Annotated in this window: 14 protein-coding genes and 1 riboswitch; of the genes, 5 read left to right on the plus strand and 9 right to left on the minus strand. The window is 64.7% G+C overall.

The window, feature by feature from the left end:
• Nucleotides 1-37: 37 nt before the first annotated feature.
• The 8 genes from SA496_RS04600 to SA496_RS04635 form a co-directional block, all read right to left on the minus strand.
• Nucleotides 38-892 (minus strand): DUF4824 family protein, encoded by an 855-nt coding sequence (locus SA496_RS04600; protein WP_153921233.1) that lies wholly within the window; start codon nucleotides 890-892, stop codon nucleotides 38-40.
• Nucleotides 889-1,959 (minus strand): DUF2157 domain-containing protein, encoded by a 1,071-nt coding sequence (locus SA496_RS04605; RefSeq protein WP_153921231.1) that lies wholly within the window; start codon nucleotides 1,957-1,959, stop codon nucleotides 889-891. Before SA496_RS04605 ends, SA496_RS04600 begins: the two co-directional genes overlap by 4 nt.
• Nucleotides 1,960-2,084: 125 nt before the next feature.
• On the minus strand, nucleotides 2,085-5,687 hold the full coding sequence (gene uca / locus SA496_RS04610; protein ID WP_330115085.1) for an urea carboxylase: 3,603 nt from the start codon (nucleotides 5,685-5,687) through the stop codon (nucleotides 2,085-2,087).
• A gap of 220 nt (nucleotides 5,688-5,907) precedes the next feature.
• Nucleotides 5,908-6,543: an urea amidolyase associated protein UAAP2 gene (locus SA496_RS04615; RefSeq protein ID WP_120652535.1), complete on the minus strand. Its 636-nt coding sequence runs from the start codon at nucleotides 6,541-6,543 to the stop codon at nucleotides 5,908-5,910.
• An 11-nt stretch (nucleotides 6,544-6,554) separates the two neighbouring features.
• Nucleotides 6,555-7,283 carry an urea amidolyase associated protein UAAP1 gene (locus tag SA496_RS04620; protein WP_120652534.1) on the minus strand — a complete coding sequence of 243 codons (729 nt, stop codon included), beginning with the start codon at nucleotides 7,281-7,283 and terminating at the stop codon, nucleotides 6,555-6,557.
• Nucleotides 7,284-7,297: 14 nt separating this feature from the next.
• Nucleotides 7,298-8,095, minus strand: coding sequence for an ABC transporter ATP-binding protein (locus tag SA496_RS04625; RefSeq protein WP_153921226.1), 798 nt, complete (start codon nucleotides 8,093-8,095; stop codon nucleotides 7,298-7,300).
• Nucleotides 8,092-8,907 carry an ABC transporter permease gene (locus SA496_RS04630; protein WP_120652532.1) on the minus strand — a complete coding sequence of 272 codons (816 nt, stop codon included), beginning with the start codon at nucleotides 8,905-8,907 and terminating at the stop codon, nucleotides 8,092-8,094. The genes SA496_RS04625 and SA496_RS04630 overlap by 4 nt, the downstream gene beginning before the upstream one ends.
• 107 nt (nucleotides 8,908-9,014) lie before the next feature.
• On the minus strand, nucleotides 9,015-10,082 hold the full coding sequence (locus SA496_RS04635; RefSeq protein ID WP_120652531.1) for a putative urea ABC transporter substrate-binding protein: 1,068 nt from the start codon (nucleotides 10,080-10,082) through the stop codon (nucleotides 9,015-9,017).
• Nucleotides 10,083-10,146: 64 nt separating this feature from the next.
• Nucleotides 10,147-10,246: riboswitch (guanidine-I (ykkC/yxkD leader) on the minus strand.
• A gap of 307 nt (nucleotides 10,247-10,553) precedes the next feature.
• Between SA496_RS04635 and SA496_RS04640 the strand changes: the two genes are divergently transcribed.
• On the plus strand, nucleotides 10,554-11,117 hold the full coding sequence (locus tag SA496_RS04640; protein WP_153921224.1) for a hypothetical protein: 564 nt from the start codon (nucleotides 10,554-10,556) through the stop codon (nucleotides 11,115-11,117).
• Here SA496_RS04640 and SA496_RS04645 read toward each other — a convergent pair.
• Nucleotides 11,114-12,016 carry a LysR family transcriptional regulator gene (locus tag SA496_RS04645; RefSeq protein ID WP_153921222.1) on the minus strand — a complete coding sequence of 301 codons (903 nt, stop codon included), beginning with the start codon at nucleotides 12,014-12,016 and terminating at the stop codon, nucleotides 11,114-11,116. The two genes, SA496_RS04640 and SA496_RS04645, sit on opposite strands and share 4 nt — an antisense overlap.
• Before the next feature lie 98 nt (nucleotides 12,017-12,114).
• Between SA496_RS04645 and SA496_RS04650 the strand changes: the two genes are divergently transcribed.
• From SA496_RS04650 to lapD, 4 genes are all read left to right on the plus strand, one after another.
• Nucleotides 12,115-13,902: an alkyl/aryl-sulfatase gene (locus SA496_RS04650; RefSeq protein WP_120652528.1), complete on the plus strand. Its 1,788-nt coding sequence runs from the start codon at nucleotides 12,115-12,117 to the stop codon at nucleotides 13,900-13,902.
• Nucleotides 13,903-13,986: 84 nt separating this feature from the next.
• Nucleotides 13,987-14,232 (plus strand): DUF1145 domain-containing protein, encoded by a 246-nt coding sequence (locus SA496_RS04655; RefSeq protein ID WP_120655251.1) that lies wholly within the window; start codon nucleotides 13,987-13,989, stop codon nucleotides 14,230-14,232.
• Between the two features lie 207 nt (nucleotides 14,233-14,439).
• A complete protein-coding gene (lapG, locus tag SA496_RS04660; RefSeq protein WP_174235582.1) occupies nucleotides 14,440-15,099 on the plus strand; it encodes a cysteine protease LapG in 660 nt (219 codons plus the stop codon).
• 8 nt (nucleotides 15,100-15,107) lie between these two features.
• Entirely contained in the window at nucleotides 15,108-17,057 is a 1,950-nt protein-coding gene (lapD, locus tag SA496_RS04665; RefSeq protein ID WP_120652527.1) for a cyclic di-GMP receptor LapD, read from the plus strand.
• The last annotated feature ends 222 nt before the right edge of the window (nucleotides 17,058-17,279 follow it).

The following is a 17,279-nucleotide window of genomic DNA, read 5'->3' on the forward strand; positions in this document are numbered from 1 at the left end:
GCTAGTGGCGCAATGCTAGCGTTCGTCGACGAGATCGTCACGGACGGGTACTTGACGCCAGGCTATCGGCGTCTTCAGGTGTTGCTTGACGACCGCCACGCGGAAACTCCGGGGCCGAATCAATCCAGGGTTCCAGGCGCTGACCGATGCTGAGCCAGAGCCGGAAGCGCGGAGGTACGGCGCCGTTAGGGTCGCGCACTAACTCCTCGTCCAGCGGCTTGCGCCAGGCATGGGGCACGTTGATCTCGGAGATACGCAGGCTGCTGATCTGGCCGGTGAGGCGTCCGTCGCGAACCCATGCACTGACGTTGCCGGGCACGATGGCGTAGCGGCTGCGATCGGGGTAGCGGCCCCGCAGGGCCTCGCGGTCCAGTCCCGCATCCACCGCGAACAGGCGGCTTTCGCGTCTCTCTTCCTGTTCAACATAGTCGCGGGCCGCGCGTTCGGCGTCCTCTCGACGCTTGTCTGCGGGCGCTGCGCGCAGCTCGCTCTCGGCGGTCTGCTGTCGCTGCAGGGCGCGCTCAAGCTCGGCCTTGCGTGCAGGGCCATCGAGCTCGAGCACCACCAGCACCCCGCGATTGCGGTTGTCGAAGCGCATCTGTTCGCGGTCGCCAACCGTGAAGCCAAGTTTCAGCAGCGCGGACTCATCGAGCAGCAGGCGCTCGTAGCGGTCGTCACCCTTCGGGTCGCTGGGGCGTCGCCAGTCCAGGCGTAGGGCCAGGCCGCTGTTCTCGCGCATGGTCCAGTCGAGGGAGCGGCGCAGTTCGCGTTCGGAAAGCAGCAGGCGGCTGTCCGGCTCGCCGCCGCGATTGATCCACACGCCACCCAGGGTAATGGCATTGGTGAGTCCGATCAGCGCCAGGCCGCCCAGCAATGCGGTACGCATTTTCATGCTCGCTGGTCTCCCTTGTGGGCTCGGCGCAGGCGGCCGAGCACCAGTAGAAGCAGCACGGCGACGAGCCCCACGACGAGGAAGAACAGGTACTTCGGCATCACCTCCCACCACCAGTCGAACAGTTTGATGAAGAGGAAGAGCACGAAGAACAGCACGCCGGTGTGCATCACTTCCGGCCAGTCGCGGCGGTTGCCGAGCCAGATAGCCAGCGCGGCGCCAACGAAGCCGACGAGCTGGTAAAGGCTTTCCACAGCATCGCGGGACCAGGGCAGGTAACTGCCGTACGCCCAGTTGGCCAATATCAGCACCGGCACGAACAGGCCGAGCATGCCCATGACCCGGTAGATCGCCGCGAAGCCACTGTAGCGCGCCTGGGAGAAGAGCTGCGGTAGCAGGAAAATCAGCAGTCCAGCGGGCAGCAGGTGTTCCGGACGTTCAGTGCAGTCCAGCCAGTAGAGGCCGCTCCAGCTTGTCAGCCGGGTGGCGATCAGGGCCATGATGCAGCCGAGGCCCGCACCGAGCAGTAGACGAACCTCGCAAGCGTAGGCCAGCAGCAGGGCGTAGGCGGCCCAGGGCAGCAAGGCCTTGTCGCTGGGCGTGATGTTGAAGATCTGACCCAGCATGACCACGTTCAATACGAAGCAGGCGAACGCCAGGACCGCCGTCAATTTGGTGAAGTAAGAGGTCTGGTCACGCTGGCGCAGCAGCAGGGTCAGTAGAAGGCTGCCCAGGGAAAAGCCGACGAGGATGCCTACCTGGGCGGTTTCCGGGAACAGCCCCCAGAACTGGTAGAAGAAGAACAGCAGGCTGGCCGCCAGCGCCAGAGCGCCCAGCAGGGACGCGATGCGCATGCCGAGGGACAGGCGCCGGGCCTGGGCGTCCGGATCTATGTCGAACGTGTCGCGGTAGTTCGCCAGCAACTGGCGATGGTGTTCGCCGAGGCGGTCGATCTGTTCGGGGGAGAGCAGCAGCACCTGCTCATCGTGCAGGCGTTCGACTTCCCGGCAGAAGGCCTGGATATCGTCGGCGCGGTGTTGTGCCTGGTCGCGGCTGAGCGGCGGCATTGCGGGTCCTTTTGCGTGCGGTGCCGCTTGAACTCTAGGTGTGCGGATGGGGGCCGGCAATGAGCACTGCATATATCTGTAGGGGCGAATGAATTCGCCCCTACAGATAAAACATCCCGGTGACCTCAGGCCTCCTCCATCACCACCACCCGTTGCCCGGCGCGTACCGGCGAACCCGGCTGCACCCGCACTTCACGCACCACGCCGTCGCGGGGAGCGATGAGGGGGATTTCCATCTTCATGGATTCGAGGATCACCAGGATGTCCCCGGCCTTCACGCTGGCGCCTTCTTCCACCTGCACCTGCCAGAGGTTGCCGGCGATATGACTTTCCACCGCGTGCTGGCCGGCGCTCAATGGGGTGTCTTCACCCAGGTCGGCGGCGATCTCCTCGCTGTCGAAATGGGCCTGCCCGGAAGCGATCCAGCGCTCCCGCTCGGCATTGAAGGCAGCCTGCTGCTGGCTGCGGAAGGCGGCGATGCCCTCGGCCTCGCGTGCGAGGAACGCCTGATAGTCGGCCAGGCAAAGCTCGCTCTCCTCGATGCGCAGTGGATAGCGGCCGAGGGGGAAGTCGCGGCGAATCTTCAGCAGTTCTTCGGCTGAGACGGGGTAGAAGCGGATCTGGTCGAAGAATCGCAGCAGCCAGGGCTTGCCATCGAAGGCTTCGACGTCGCGGTAGCGGTTCCACATCTGCAGGGTGCGGCCGACGAACTGGTAGCCGCCGGGGCCTTCCATGCCATAGACGCACATGTAGGCGCCGCCGATACCCACCGAGTTCTCGGCGGTCCAGGTGCGCGCCGGGTTGTACTTGGTGGTCACCAGGCGGTGGCGCGGGTCCAGCGGCGTGGCCACCGGGGCACCGAGGTAGACGTCGCCCAGGCCCATCACCAGGTAACTGGCATCGAACACGGTGCGCTGCACTTCATCCAGGTTCGGCAGGTCGTTGATGCGGCGGATGAACTCCAGGTTGCTCGGGCACCAGGGCGCATCCTTGCGCACGGTGGTCATGTACTTCTCGATGGCCAGTTGGCAGGCCGGGTCGTCCCAGGAAAGCGGCAAATGGACGATGCGCGACGGCACTTTCAGGTCGCCGGCGGCACAGACGCCATCCCAGAGTCCGGCGATGGTCTGCAGCAGCGTATCCAGGGGCAGCGTTTCCGGCTGGTAGTGGACCTGCAGGGAACGGATTCCCGGTGTCAGGTCGATCACGCCATCCAGGGTACGGGCCTCCAGTGCCTGCATCAGCGCATGGGCGCGGAAGCGCAGCACCAGGTCCAGCTCCGGCGCGCCGATCTCCAGCAGCAGGTGGGTGTCACCGGAGAGACGGGCGACCAGACGTTTGTCGGACTGGCCGAGGTCGAGCACGATCGGTGAGCTTGTAGGAGCGAGCTTGCTCGCGAATTCGACGCTGGGATGTTCGCGAGCAAGCTCGCTCCTACGCAGCAGTGTCCGAGCCAGTTCACGTGCCTGCGCGATGCTCACCGCCACGAACCTTACCTTGTCCCCGGCCTTCAACTGCCCGAGCTGCCAGAGGTCCGCTTCGATAATCGTCACCGGGCAGACGAAGCCGCCCAGGCTGGGGCCGTCCGGGCCAAGGATCACTGGCATGTCGCCGGTGAAATCCACCGCGCCGATGGCATAGGGATTGTCGTGAATGTTGGAAGGATGCAGGCCGGCTTCGCCGCCGCTCTCGCGCACCCATTCGGGCTTCGGCCCGATCAGGCGCACGCCGGTGCGGCTGGAGTTGAAGTGCACTTCCCAGTCGGTGGCGAAGAAGGTGTCGATGTAGGCCGGGGTGAAGTACTCCGGGGCTCCGTGGGGGCCGTAGATCACCCGCAGCGTGCGCACCTCGGGCAGTTCAGTGTGCAGTTCCAGCGTCTGGCCAGCGCTGTGGTCAGCTAGCTGCGGGAGGTGCAGGACATCGCCGGCACGCAGGGCGCGGCCGCCGTGGCCGCCGAACTGGCCGAGGGTGAAGGTGCTTTTGCTGCCGAGATAATCCGGCACTTGCAGGCCACCGCGTACGCAGAGGTAGCTGCGCGCCCCGGCTCCGGCGATCGTGCCAAGCGCAAGGGTGGCGCCGGCTGGCACGAACAAGGCGGTGTCCATCGGCTGCGGCTGGCCGTCGAGGGTCAGCGGAATCGGCGCGCCGGTGACTGCCACCACGGCGTCGGTATTGAAGCGCAGGGTTGGGCCGCTCATGGTGACTTCCAGCCCGGCCTCGCCCTCGGCGTTACCCAGAAGACGATTGCCCTGGCGCAAGGCGCGACTGTCCATGGGGCCGGACGGCGGCACACCTACCGCCCAGTAACCGAGTCGGCCGGGGTAGTCCTGCACCGTGGTCTGGGTGCCGGCGCCGAGCACTTCGAAGGTGTTCGCGCGATAGCTGAGCCCGTCCAGGCAACGGGTCCAGGGCGAGCCGCTGGCAAAGGGCGCATCAGCCAGGATCTGCCGCAGGAAACTGCGGTTGGATTCCACGCCGTAGAGCGTAGTGTCGGCCAGCGCCTGGTCCAGCTCGTTGCTGGCTTGCTCTCGGCTCGGCGCCCAGCTGATGAGCTTGGCGATCATCGGGTCGAAGTAGGGGGGGATTTCGCAACCCGCCTCCACCCAGGTGTCGATGCGCAGGCGCTTGCCATCGGCCTTGGGGAAGGCGACTGCGGTGAGCAGACCGGGGCAGGGCTGGAAATCGCGGCCAGGGTCTTCGGCATAGAGCCGAGCCTGGATGGCATGCCCGCTCGGGGCGAGGCTCGCCACTAGGTCGGCCAGGGGCGGCAGGGTGCCGGCGGCCAGCTCGATCATCCAGCGAACCAGGTCGACGCCCCAGACCTGTTCGGTGACACCGTGTTCCACCTGCAGGCGGGTGTTCACTTCGAGGAAGTAGAAGCGCTCGGCCTCGCTGTCGTAGACGAACTCCACGGTACCGGCACTGCGGTAGCTAACCTCCTTGGCCAGCTTGATAGCGGCGGCGCATAGCTCGTCAGCCATGCCGGCGGGCAGGTTGGGTGCGGGGGTTTCTTCCAGCACCTTCTGGTTGCGACGTTGCACCGAGCAGTCGCGCACGCCCAGGGCGATAACCTCGCCGCGGCCGTCGCCGAATACCTGTACTTCCAGATGGCGTGCGCGCTGGATGTACTTCTCGATGAACACGCCGGAGTCGCTGAAGTTGTTCTGCCCGAGTCGCTTCACGGCCTCGAAGGCCTCGCTCAACTCTGTGGCCGAGCGGCATACGCGCATGCCGATGCCTCCGCCGCCGGCCGTGCTTTTCAGCATCACCGGGTAACCCACCTGTTCGCCGGCGGCGAGGGCCGCGGTGAGGTCTTCCAGCAGTTCGGTGCCTTCGAGCATCGGCACGTCGTGCTGTTTGGCCAGGGCGCGGGCCGTGTGCTTGAGGCCGAACACGCGCAGCTGCTCAGGCGTCGGGCCGACGAAGGCGATGCCGGCGGCCTCGCAGGCTTCGGCGAAGGCGGCGTTTTCGGAGAGGAAGCCGTAGCCGGGGTGGATGGCCTGGGCACCACTGCTGCGTGCGGCCGCGAGGATCTTGTCGACCACCAGATAGGTGTTGGCGGCCGGACCGTCGCCCAGGCTGATCGCCTGGTCTGCCTGCTGGATATGCAGGCTGGCGGCGTCGGCTTCGGAATACACGGCCACGCCACGGACGTCGAGCTGGCGCAGGGTACGCAGGATGCGGCAGGCGATGGCACCGCGGTTGGCGATCAGGAGTTTGTCGAACATTGCAGAACCCTCGAAAGGGGTGACGGGCCGTCCCGTCTTATTCGTCTGCACCACGGTCGTCCGTGGCTGGAATTTCGGTGTCGTCCGTAGGAGCGAGCTCTACTCGCGAAAGGCTTCGCCAGCAGAGCTGGCTCCTACTGGTCCGGCTTCGAAGTGGGGGAATTCAGGCACTGCCCCGACCGGCTCTGGCAGATCAGGAACAGCCAGGCGCGCAGGCGTTTCAGTCCCATACCAGCACCTCGGCGGGAGTGGGGTTGTAGGCGTTGCAGGGGTTGTTCAGCTGAGGGCAGTTGGAGATCAGCACGATGATGTCCATGTGCGCCTTGAGCTCGACGTACTTGCCAGCGGCGGAGATGCCGTCCTCGAAGGTCAGGCCGCCTTCCGGGGTGACCGGTACGTTCATGAAGAAGTTGATGTTGGCGCTGATGTCGCGCTTGGTGAGGCGGCCGTCGTGCAGGCTGGCGCGCAGGAAGTTATCGCGGCAGCTGTGCATGTAGCGCTTGTCCAGGGCGTAGCGCACGGTGTTGCTTTCCTGGGCGCAGGCGCCGCCGAGGGTGTCGTGGCGGCCGCAGGTGTCGGCGGTGAGAGTCAGCATCGGGTTGCCGAGGTTGGAATAGAGCACGCTGCCGGCGCTGAGGTAGACGCGGTTCTGCCTACGAAGGGTGCGCTGCACGTCGTAACGCTCGCGTGGGTTGCGTGCGCTGTAGAAGAGGGTGTCCACCGCCTGGTTGCCTTCCAGGTCCAGCAGGCGAACGGTCTGACCGGCCTTCACTTCGGTCATGAAGGGTTCGCCGGCGGCAATGACGGCGCGGTACACGGCAGCTTCGGAATGTTTTTCGCTGTGGGTCAGGTGCATGTCGGTGGCCCTCAGATGTACAGGCGTTCGGTGTTGTGGAAGCCGCGACCGTTCTCCGGGCGCGAGGTGCGGCAGAGCAGGGTGATGCCGTCGCTTTGTACTTGCTGCCAGGTGAGTTGCACCGGCTTGGGTGCGTATTCCGGAGCAGGGTCCATGGGGTGCTGCAGGGCGGTGAGCACCACCAGCGTGTCCATGGGCGCGTAGAGCTCGATGTAGTCACCGGCCTTGGAGTTGCCCGGCTGGAAGTGGAAGCAGCCGTCGCTGTCCACGGTGACCTTGCTGAACAGATTCAGGCACATCAGCAGGTCCTGCAGGTTCAGGTCCCACTTGCCCATCTCCACCAGCAGGTTATCCACACCGTTACGGAAGAAGCCGTTGCGCAACTCCTGGTAACGCCCGGCACCGTACTTTTCCTTCACTTCATCCGCGTTGAGCACGCCGCCGAAGCTGTCGTGCCAGCCGCAGGTGTCAGCGGTGATGGCGGCCAGTACCCGACCCATGTCGGAGTAGAGGCAGTGGCCGGCGGTGAGCTTGGCGGTGTGTTGGCACTTGAGGCTGTCTGGCAGGTTGAGGCGCTCGCTCTTCTCGGAGGCGTTGAGCAGCAACAGGCTGACGTTGGCGCCGCCTTCGATATCGGTGATGCGTAGTTGCTGGCCACGCTTGAGTACGAAGGAGGTGTGGCCGCCACCGGGGACGGTTTCTTCATAGAGGGTCGGGCTCAGGGCCAGGGATGCGGTCATGGGCAGGCTCCTTGTCAGTGGGCGATGGCGGGCTGCAGGGCGGAGGTGACTCGCTCCGGCAGGGCCTCGACCGCCGCACGGGCGGCACGGCGGTCGCTGTTCAGGGGAATGTCGTAGGTCACGCGCGCGCCGAAGGCGTAGGGGGCGTGTGGGTCCTGGCGCACCTTGTCGAAAACCAGCAACCGGGTGCCCAGGCTGAAGCCTTCAGAGAGGTCGTGGGTGACCATGAATACGGTCAGCCGGGTTTCGTTCCAGAGGCCGAGCAACAGCTCGTGCATGTCCTTGCGGATGCCTGGGTCGAGGGCGCCGAAGGGCTCGTCCAGCAGCAGCACGCGGGGTTTCATGATCAGCGCCTGTGCTATGGCCAGGCGTTGTTGCATGCCGCCGGAAAGTTGGCTGGGGTACTTGTCCAAGGCATGACTCAGACCGACCTTGGCGAGGATCGCGGCGGCCTCCTCGCGGGCGGCGCGCTTGGCGCCGCCGAACAGCCGGCCGAGCAGGGGCGAGCGAGGCAGTTCCAGGCCGAGGGCGACGTTGTCCAGCACACTCAGGTGGGGGAACACCGAATAGCGCTGGAACACAACGCCGCGGCTGGCATCGGGCTCGGCGGCCAGGGGTTTACCGTCGAGCAGGATGCTGCCGCGGCTGGGCGTTTCCTGGCCCAGCAGCATGCGCAGGAAGGTGGATTTGCCGCAGCCGGAAGCGCCGACCAGGGTGCAGAACTCGCCTTCATTCACCGACAGGTCGAGGTTCTCCAGCACGACCTGGTCGTCGTACTCCTGCCAGACATTGCGGACGCTGATGAAACTCATGCCTTGGCTCCTTCGTACCAGGGGAAGGCCAGCCGGGTCAGCTGGCGCAGGCCCAGGTCCATCAGCCAGGCGAGGAAGGTGATCCACACCACGTAGGGGAGGATCACGTCCATGGCCAGGTAGCGGCGGACCAGGAAAATGCGGTAGCCCAGGCCATCGGTGGAGGCGATGGCTTCGGCGGCAATCAGGAACAGCCAGGCCGAGCCCAGCACCAGGCGCAGGGAGATGAGCAGGCGCGGCATCAGTTGCGGCAGCACCACCCGCAGGATCAGCGTCCAGGTGTTGGCACCGAGCGTCTGTGCCTTGATCAGCAGTTCACGGGGGATTTCCCGCGCGCGCTGCTCCAGGTCGCGGGCGATGCAGGGGGCCACGCCGATGACGATCAGCATCACCTTGGACAGCTCGCCCAGGCCGAAGACGATGAACAGGATCGGCAGGATCGCCAGTGGCGGAATCATCGACAGCACCGTCAACAGGGGCGACAAGGGGGCACCGAACAGCGGCAGGGTACCGGCGGCGATGCCCAGTGCCAGGCCCAGCAGCGCGGCGATGGACAGCCCCAGCGCCAGGCGTTTCAGGCTTGAGGCGGAGTCCTTCCAGAACAGGTAGTCGCCGCTGCGCTTGTCTTCGGTGAACGCCAGGCGTTCCACGGCGTCGGCCATCTGTGCCGCGCTGGGGAGCAGCTTGTCGTTGGGATTCTCCGTCAGCCGGGCCGCCGAGCCTGTGAAGTAGGCGAACAGCAGCAGGGCGAACGGCAGCAGGACCAGGATCAGGCGTCCGGCGCGGTCCGGTTGGCGGTTGATCAGGCGCATGGCGGTTACTCGGTTCGGAGAGGCGGCGTAGGTTGGTCCGAGGTACGAGGCCCAACATTGCGGTGTTGGGCTTCGCTCAGCACCAACCTACGGACGAGGACCGGAGGTCAGAGCTTGCCGTCGGCAGCCATCTGCACGTAGGTCGGGTCGAAGCGCAGTTTCACGTTGCCCTTGTCACCGGTGACCACGCCCTTGGCGAAGCTCATGCCGACGGCGCTGGCATCCTTGGCGCCTTCGCCCAGCAGGCCGTGGTGGAAACTGAAACTGGCCACCTTGTCCATGGTGGCCGGCAGTTTCGGGCTGGTGACGAAGGCCAGCGCATCGGCCGGGGTGTGGAACAGGCGGGTGGCGTCCAGTTGCGCCTGGTAACCGGCAAGGTCGGTACCGGAGGCCTTGGCCATGTGCTCCAGGGCAGCGGCACTTTCTGCATTACCGGCCTTCATCAGGGCGACGATCTCGAACCAGGCGCCGGTGAGTGCCTTGCCCAGGGCCGGGTTGTCCTTCAGGGTCTCGGTGTTCACCACCATCATGTCCATGATCTCGCCGGGCACCTTGCTGGAGTCGAACACCAGGCTGGTGTCGGGCTTGGCCTTGATGTCGGCGAGCATTGGGTTCCAGGTGGTCACGGCCTGGACCTCGGCGGTGTCGAAGGCGGCGGCGATGTCGGCGTCGGAGGTGTTCACCACTTGCACGTCTTTCTCGGAAAGGTCGGCGCGCTCCAGGGCGCGGGCCAGCAGGTAGTGGGACACGGACAATTCCACCAGGTTGATGGGCATGTCCTTGAGGTCGGCCAGGGTCTTGCCTTCGCCCTTCACCACGACGCCATCGTTGCCGTTGGAGAAGTCGCCGACGATCAGCGCGGTGCTATCCACGCCACCAGCGGCGGGAATGGTCAGGGCATCCATGTTGGTCATGGTGCAGCCGTCGAACTGGCCAGCTGTGTACTGGTTGATGGATTCGACGTAGTCGTTGAGCTGGGTGACCTTGATTTCGATGCCGTACTTCTTCGCCCACTTGTCGACGATGCCTTTGGTGGCGCCGTACTCCCAGGGCATCCAGCCGGCGTAGATGGTCCAGCAGACGTTGAAGCTGTCTTTCTGGGCGGCGGAGGTGTTGAAGCTGAGGGCGGCGGCGAGACCGGCAACGGCGAGGGCGAACAGACGAGACTTGCGCATGGAGGACCTCCAGTTCGGTTTAGGGCGGGCGGAGCTGCGCGGCACTTCCCTGTAAAGGGGCGCGTTCTCCCGGGCTTTTGTCCCGCCGTGTAACCTCGCTGGAGGTCGCCAGCTCTCGGACCAGTCATCCGCTTTCGCGGACCGGAACCCTAGCCAGCCATTGCATATTGTGGTGCCGCGAACCCGGTCGCCCGAGTAGCTCCTGCACGACATTGCCAAAGCGAAGGGCGTGCCAAGATTGCGCAACGCGTCTGGCACGGGGCTTATGGGAATTCGCGTGTCGTTCCAGGCCAGGCGGGGTGCCCGCTGATGGGGCGTGCGGCGTCAACTTGGTGCGCGGCAACAACTGGTAAAGGATTTTTCCGACAGGCAGCGCAGGCTGTTCTGTAGGACCGGTTGTCCAACGCAGTGGGAGCAATCCCAGGCGCCGACATCTGTCTGCGTCGCCCCTCGCGGTCGAAGGAGGCCGCCATGTCCTACCGATCATTCTTCCTTGCCGTACTGACCCTGACCCTGGGCGGCTGTGCCGTCTATGACTACGACAACGACTACTACGGTCGCCGCTACTACGGCGACGACGACTACCGTGTGCACCGTTACTACCACGACTCACCAAGGACGACATACCGCATCGTCGATCAGCGTTACGACGATGGTTACTACGAGCGCCGCTATTACGACCGCCGCAACTACGATGGCCGCAAGTACGACGGCCGCAAGGACTACTACAAGTCCGACAAGCACCGTTACGACAAGCGCTATTACGACGACCGCAAGTACCGTAACGACCGGCGCTACTACCAGCAGCCCCGGGACAATTTCCAGGAACGTCGTCACGACTACACCCCGCGGCTGCAGACCTGGGGCCGCAATGACCGCCAGCCGGGCTATCGTCCGCCGACCAATCATCAGAACGACTATCGGCGGAACAATTACCGCCAGCAGTACCGGGTGCAGCCGGGCTACGAAGCACGCCCGCACAACAATCCCCGCTACAACAACCGCGGTAACTGGTCGATGGAGAACCGGCGCTAGCCGGAAGGAAAGCGGCTGTCCTCTTCCAGCAAGAGATCACGCATTGCCCGCGCAGCCGGAGACAGGCTGCGCGCGGCATGACTGACCACGCCGTAGGCCGATAGGGTCCTGGTGCTGGCAAGGGGCTCCAGCACGGCCAGTCGACCAGCCATCACGTCTTCGGCGACCACATCCCAAGGCGCCATGCTGACCACGTCGCTGTCGGCGACTACCGCCTTCAGCACCATGAAGTTGTCGCACTCGATGCCCAGCGGTTTTTCGTTGCCCGCGAGCTCGCCGATTGCCCGCGCCACTTCCATCGGCAGTTGCGTACCGGCCAGTGCATAGCGGGCCAGGTCGGTCAGCCGCACCTGATCCTGCTCGAGCAGTGGATGGTCAGGGCGGCAGAACAGGGTGCCGGGATGGCGGCGCAGGGGAATGATGTCCAGCAGGGGATCGCCGTCGAACTCGCGGATGTCGGCGACGAACATCTCGATGGCGTCATCCAGCAGTTGGCGGCGCAAGCGGTGCCAGTTTTCCAGGCTGAGCTGCACTCGCACCCCCGGATGCTGGCTGGCGAACCGTCCCAGGGCGCGTGGCACGAGGCGTGCGGCGGGGTAGGGGCCTGCACCCAGATGCAACTCGCCGCTGTCGAGGTTTTCCAGTTGGGCCACGGCGCTGTGCAGCGCACGGCTGCCGTCCAGCAGTCTTCGGGCATGCTCCAGCACCAATCGGCCATGGGCGGTCAGGCTGATCTGCCTTGGCCCTCGGTCCAGCAGGCTGCATCCCAGGTTCGCCTCCAGTGCCTGGATGCTACGGCTGAGTGCTGGCTGGCTGAGATTGACCGCTTCTGCCGCACGGGCGAAATGGCCGTATTCGGCAAGGGCAACGAAATGGCGAAGCTGTCGAAGGTCGTTCATGCGCGCTGTGCATCAATTATTGAAGAAGAATGCATTGGAATTATTAGCAGGCCCCTGCCAGCCTGTCTCGGCCTATAACAACAATCCCCGAGCGAACCATGCGCATCTCCACCCGATTCAGCGGCCTGCTCCTGGCTGCCGCACTGCCCCTGGGCGCCGACGCAGCACTGCCGGAAGAGTCCATTCAGCCCAGCATCAACGCCGAGCTGGCCGAGCACACCAGGCACTTCAACGAGAAGGTCTACAAGATCGCCGACAACGTGTACTCGGCGGTGGGCTGGAACCTGGCCAACAGCGTGATGATCGATGCTCCCGAAGGCCTGATCATCGTCGACACGGGCGAGTCGGCCGAGCAGTCGCGCAAGGTCCTGGCGGAGTTCCGCAAGATCAGCGAAAAGCCCATCAAGGCCATCGTCTATACCCACTTCCATCCCGACCACATCAACGGTGTGAAAGGCTTCGTCAGTGAAGAGCAGGTGAAGAGTGGTGAGGTGCAGATCTATGCCCAGGAAACCCTGCTGGAGAACGTGGTCACCCAGGGTGCGCTGGTCGGCCCCATTCTCGGTATGCGCTCGGGTTACAGCTTCGGTGCCGCTCTGCCGGACAGCGACAAGAAGGATATGAACGCCGGGCTCGGCCCGCTGGCACATGAGGGCAAATCCACCTTCATCGCGCCCACCATCACCTTCAAGGACAAGCTCGACACCACCATCGCCGGACTGCCGGTGCAGTTCCTCCACGTACCCAGCGAAGCACCGGACGAAATCGTGCTGTTCCTGCCGCAGAACCGCGTGCTGATCAGCGCCGAGGTGACGCAGGGACCGACCCTGCCGAACATCCATACCCTGCGTGGTACCAAGTTCCGCGATCCGGTGGTGTGGGTGAACAGCCTCGACAAACTGCGCGCCTACCAGGCCGACTTCATGGTTCCGCTGCACGGCCAGCCGGTGTCCGGCAAGGACAAGGTGGAAGAGGTGCTGCGTATGACCCGCGACGCCATCGCCTATGTCCATGACCAGACCGTGCGCTGGATGAACAAGGGCCTGACGCCCGACGAGCTGGTGGAGAAGGTCAAGCTGCCGCCTTACCTGGCGGGCTACACGCCCTACCTACGCGAGTACTACGGCACCGTGAAGCACAGCGTGCGGCAGATCTATCAGGGCTACCTGGGCTGGTTCCAGGGCGACCCGGTGGACCTCGACCCGATTCCACCGGTGGAGAAGTCCAAGCGCCTGGTCGCCCTGATGGGTGGCCGCGAGAAGGTATTGATGGCGGCTGGCGAGGCCTATCTCAAGGGTGACTACCAATGGGCCGCCGAGCTGGCGAGCCACGCGATCCACATCGATCACGACGACCAACTGGCCCGCGAGATCAAGGCGCGCAGCTTCCGTCGCATGGGTTACGCCAGCATGAACATCAACTGGCGCAACTGGTACCTGATGAGCGCCATGGAACTGGAAGGCAAACTGGACGGCGACGCTGCACTTCAATTGTCCCAGGGCATGCGCAACGCCTTCCTGTCCGACGACATGCTGAAGAACCTGCCGGCGCGCATCTTCCTGCAGAACTGGGTGACCCGAATCGATCCGGAAAAGAGCGCCGACGTGAACCTGACCCTGGGCTTCGTGTTCCCCGACATCAAGGAAGAGTGGGCGCTGGAAGTGCGCCGTGGCGTAGCCGAGTTGCACAAAGGCATCCCCGAAGGCACCACGCTCAAGCTGACCTTCGACAAGACCTATCTCGATACCGTCATCAGCGGCCAGAACAGCCTGCTCAAAGGGGCCGTATTGGGGGATGTGAAGGTGGATGGCAACCTGATGGACATCAAGACCTTCCTCGGTTGCTTCGACTTCGAGGAAGCCCCCATCGCCCTCACTGTACGTTGAGTGACCGCGCCAACCGAAAGTGCGGAGAGCCGCAAGGCACCAGGCGGCACACTGGCCGCCTGGTCCGCAAACTTCGGAGGCACCATGCACCTGTCATCCTTCCTCAAGGGCGCCCTGGCCATGTTCTGGCTGGTGGCGCTGCTCAATGTGATCTATCCCTTTGGCGAACCCTTGCACCGGCCATTGCTGCTGGCGGCGGGTCTGGTGCTGTTGGCCCACGTAGGCGAGGCGGCGCTGTTCAATCGCAAGCTGAAGGCACGTCCCTTCCCTTGGCTGGAACGGCTGCAGGTTCTGCTGTTCGGCTTCCTGCATCTGCGCGGTCTGCGCTGAATCCACCGACGAGGTTCGACAGGTAGGGTGCGCTGTGCGCACCCTACGCGCTGTCGTCTGCTGTGTAGCGGCAGAATGCCATTGTTTTTTTCAGGGCCAGCCCGCACCATTCGCGCCGTGTTCCATGGGGCCCCGATGGCCTCCTAGACGGGATGGTGGATGTTCCAAGGTTGCGTTCAGGCCTGGCGTACGCGCAGGGGGTGGCGGATGCCGGCCCTGGTCGCGGCGTTGCTGCCAGCGCTGCTGGCTGGAGCGTTGCGGGCGGACTGGGATTTCACCCTGATCAGCCAGCGTGCCGAATCCCTCTATGGCCCCCTCGGCCCCGGCAAGCAACGGATAGACGACTGGCAGGCCATGCTCGGGCGCCTCTCCGGCGTCGACGAGAAGAAGCAACTGGAAGAAGTGAACCGCTTCTTCAACGCCAAGCTGCGCTTTCGTGATGACCGCGAACTCTGGGGTGAAACCGATTACTGGGCGACGCCCGTGCAAGCCTTGCGTATAGGTGCCGGCGATTGCGAAGACTTCGCCATCGCCAAGTACTTCAGCCTGCGTCAACTCGGTGTGCCCAGCGAGAAGTTGCGTATCACCTACGTCAAGGCCCTGCGGCTGAACCAGGCGCACATGGTGCTGACCTATTACGCCACGCCCGATGCCATGCCGCTGGTGCTGGACAACCTGGTGGGCGTCATCCGTCCCGCCAGTCAACGCGCCGACTTGTTGCCGGTCTACGCCTTCAACGCCGAAGGCCTCTGGCTTGCCGGCAAAGGCAGCGGCAAGCAGGTGGGCGACGCCAAGCGCCTTTCGCGCTGGCAGGAATTGCTCAAGAAGATGAAGGCCGAAGGCTTCCCCGTAGAACCGGCCCGATAGGAGTCGAGATGTCTCTGTTCAAACAGTTGTTGATCGCCATCTGCCTGTTCCTGGTCGTCGCCTTCAGCGGCAGCTTCATGGTCGGCCTGGAGAGTTCGAGAGAGCAGTACGTCAACCAATTGCGCTCTCACGCCCAGGATGCGGCGACTGCCCTCGGCCTGTCGCTGACCCCGCATATAGACGACCCGGCGATGGTCGAACTGATGGTCAGCTCCATCTTCGACAGTGGCTATTACGAGAGCATCCGGGTGATTGACCTGGAAAGCGGCAAGGTCCTGGTGGAGCGTACCGGCGTGCCCGATGCCGTGGGCGCCCAGGTGCCGCAGTGGTTCGTCGACCTGATCGGCCTGCGCTCGGCTGGTGGCGACGCCATCGTCAGCCGTGGCTGGCAGCAGGCCGCACGGGTGGAAGTGCAGAGCCACCCTCTGTTCGCGCTGTCCCGGCTCTGGCAGAGCGCATTGGGCAGCCTCGGCTGGTTACTGGTTTGCGGGCTGGTCAGTGCCGGCCTCGGCGCCTTCCTCCTGCGCCGCCAGCTCAAACCGCTGGATTACATGGTCGAACAGTCCCACGCCATTTCGCGCCGCGAGTTCCTCAGCCTGCCGGAACTGCCGCGCACCCCTGAGTTGCGTCGCGTGGTACAGGCGATGAACCAGATGGTGGAGAAGCTCAAGGCACTGTTTCAGGAACAGGCCGAACGCAGCGAGCGCCTGCGCGACGAGGCCTACCGCGACAACCTCACCGGCCTGGCCAACCGCCGCTATTTCGAGATGCAGTTGCAGGCGCGCCTTAGCGCCGAGGACCACGCCAGTGCGGGTTACCTGTTCCTGTTGCGGGTGCATGACCTGGCCGGCCTGAACCAGCGTCTGGGTGGCCAGCGCACCGACCAGTTGCTGTTGGCGGTGGCCGAGCTGTTGACCCAGGTGGCGGCGGGGCAGGGCGCCGGCCGGTTGGTTGCGCGCAGTCGGGGCGGCGATTTCGCCCTGCTGTTGCCCGGTCTGGTGGCGGAAGAAGCCGAGCAGCTGGCGCAGCGCCTGGATGCCGGGCTGGCCAATCTGGTGACCACGGGCTCGGCCGATGCGTTGCCCGTTGCCCATATGGGACTGGTGCCGTTCAACCCGGGTGAAGCGCTGTCCGACCTGCTGCGCCTGGCCGACGAAGCCCTGGCCAAGGCGGAAAGCCAGACCGACCGGACCTGGGCGACGCTGACCCAGGGCGAAGCGCCCAGCGTGGGTGATGAACGCCACGCCTGGCACCAGATGCTGGATCACGCCCTCAGCCAGCGGCAGCTGCAGCTCTATTTCCAACCAGTGGTGGACAGTCGTGATCGTGCGCGGGTGTTGCATTACAAGGTGTTGTCACGCCTGCGCGACGAGCACGGTGGGAACATTCCGGCCGGACGTTTCCTGCCCTGGCTGCAGCGCTTCGGCTGGATGGCGCGCCTCGATCTGCTGATGCTGGAGCTGGTGCTGCAGCAGATGGCCAGCCATGGCGAAACCCTGGCGCTCAACCTTTCCGGCGCATTGCTGCGCGAGCCACAGGCGCTGGACAAGGCCTTCGAGCTGCTGCGCAAGCACGCCCAACTGGGGCCGCGCCTGGTGCTGGAGCTGGGAGAGGATCAGCTGCCCGAGCAGGCCACGCTGGAGCAACTCACCCGACGCCTGCGCGAGCTGGGCTTCAGCCTCAGCCTGCAGCACTTCGGCGGCCGCTTCAGCATGATCGGCAACCTGGCCCGCCTGGGTCTGGCCTACCTGAAAGTGGACGGCAGCTACATTCGCGCCATCGACCTGGAAGCCGACAAGCGTCTGTTCATCGAGGCCATGCAGCGTGCAGCGCATAGCATCGACCTGCCGTTGATTGCCGAGCGCGTGGAAACCGAAGGGGAACTGGAGGTGTTGCGGGCGATGGGTATCCAGGGCGTGCAGGGTCAACTGTTCGGTGCGCCGGCGCCCTGGCGTTGACGGTGGGTTGAGTTCAGGAGGATGTTCGTCGGGTCGAATTCGAGCCTGGGGCGCTGCGTCCCCAGGACGTCATCTACAACCAGAATGCTCCGAGTGCCAGGATGAACCTGGCGTTTCCGTAGGAGCGAGCTTGCTCGCGAAAGGCCGGACTCAGGAGCTTCGCGAGCAAGACCGCTCCTACAAGAACGGTGCTGCGTGGAGCGTGCGGGGATTTCGCGAATG

The sequence above is a fragment of the Pseudomonas sp. JS3066 genome, assembly GCF_036328175.1.
In the GTDB taxonomy this organism is placed as follows: Bacteria; Pseudomonadota; Gammaproteobacteria; order Pseudomonadales; family Pseudomonadaceae; genus Metapseudomonas.

Coding starts and splice junctions, on each gene's coding strand:
- SA496_RS04600 (WP_153921233.1), bottom strand. CDS start 892: ATGAAAATGCGTACCGCATTGCTGGGCGGCCTGGCGCTGATCGGACTC.
- SA496_RS04605 (WP_153921231.1), bottom strand. CDS start 1,959: ATGCCGCCGCTCAGCCGCGACCAGGCACAACACCGCGCCGACGATATC.
- uca (WP_330115085.1), bottom strand. CDS start 5,687: ATGTTCGACAAACTCCTGATCGCCAACCGCGGTGCCATCGCCTGCCGC.
- SA496_RS04615 (WP_120652535.1), bottom strand. CDS start 6,543: ATGCACCTGACCCACAGCGAAAAACATTCCGAAGCTGCCGTGTACCGC.
- SA496_RS04620 (WP_120652534.1), bottom strand. CDS start 7,283: ATGACCGCATCCCTGGCCCTGAGCCCGACCCTCTATGAAGAAACCGTC.
- SA496_RS04625 (WP_153921226.1), bottom strand. CDS start 8,095: ATGAGTTTCATCAGCGTCCGCAATGTCTGGCAGGAGTACGACGACCAG.
- SA496_RS04630 (WP_120652532.1), bottom strand. CDS start 8,907: ATGCGCCTGATCAACCGCCAACCGGACCGCGCCGGACGCCTGATCCTG.
- SA496_RS04635 (WP_120652531.1), bottom strand. CDS start 10,082: ATGCGCAAGTCTCGTCTGTTCGCCCTCGCCGTTGCCGGTCTCGCCGCC.
- SA496_RS04640 (WP_153921224.1), top strand. CDS start 10,554: ATGTCCTACCGATCATTCTTCCTTGCCGTACTGACCCTGACCCTGGGC.
- SA496_RS04645 (WP_153921222.1), bottom strand. CDS start 12,016: ATGAACGACCTTCGACAGCTTCGCCATTTCGTTGCCCTTGCCGAATAC.
- SA496_RS04650 (WP_120652528.1), top strand. CDS start 12,115: ATGCGCATCTCCACCCGATTCAGCGGCCTGCTCCTGGCTGCCGCACTG.
- SA496_RS04655 (WP_120655251.1), top strand. CDS start 13,987: ATGCACCTGTCATCCTTCCTCAAGGGCGCCCTGGCCATGTTCTGGCTG.
- lapG (WP_174235582.1), top strand. CDS start 14,440: ATGCCGGCCCTGGTCGCGGCGTTGCTGCCAGCGCTGCTGGCTGGAGCG.
- lapD (WP_120652527.1), top strand. CDS start 15,108: ATGTCTCTGTTCAAACAGTTGTTGATCGCCATCTGCCTGTTCCTGGTC.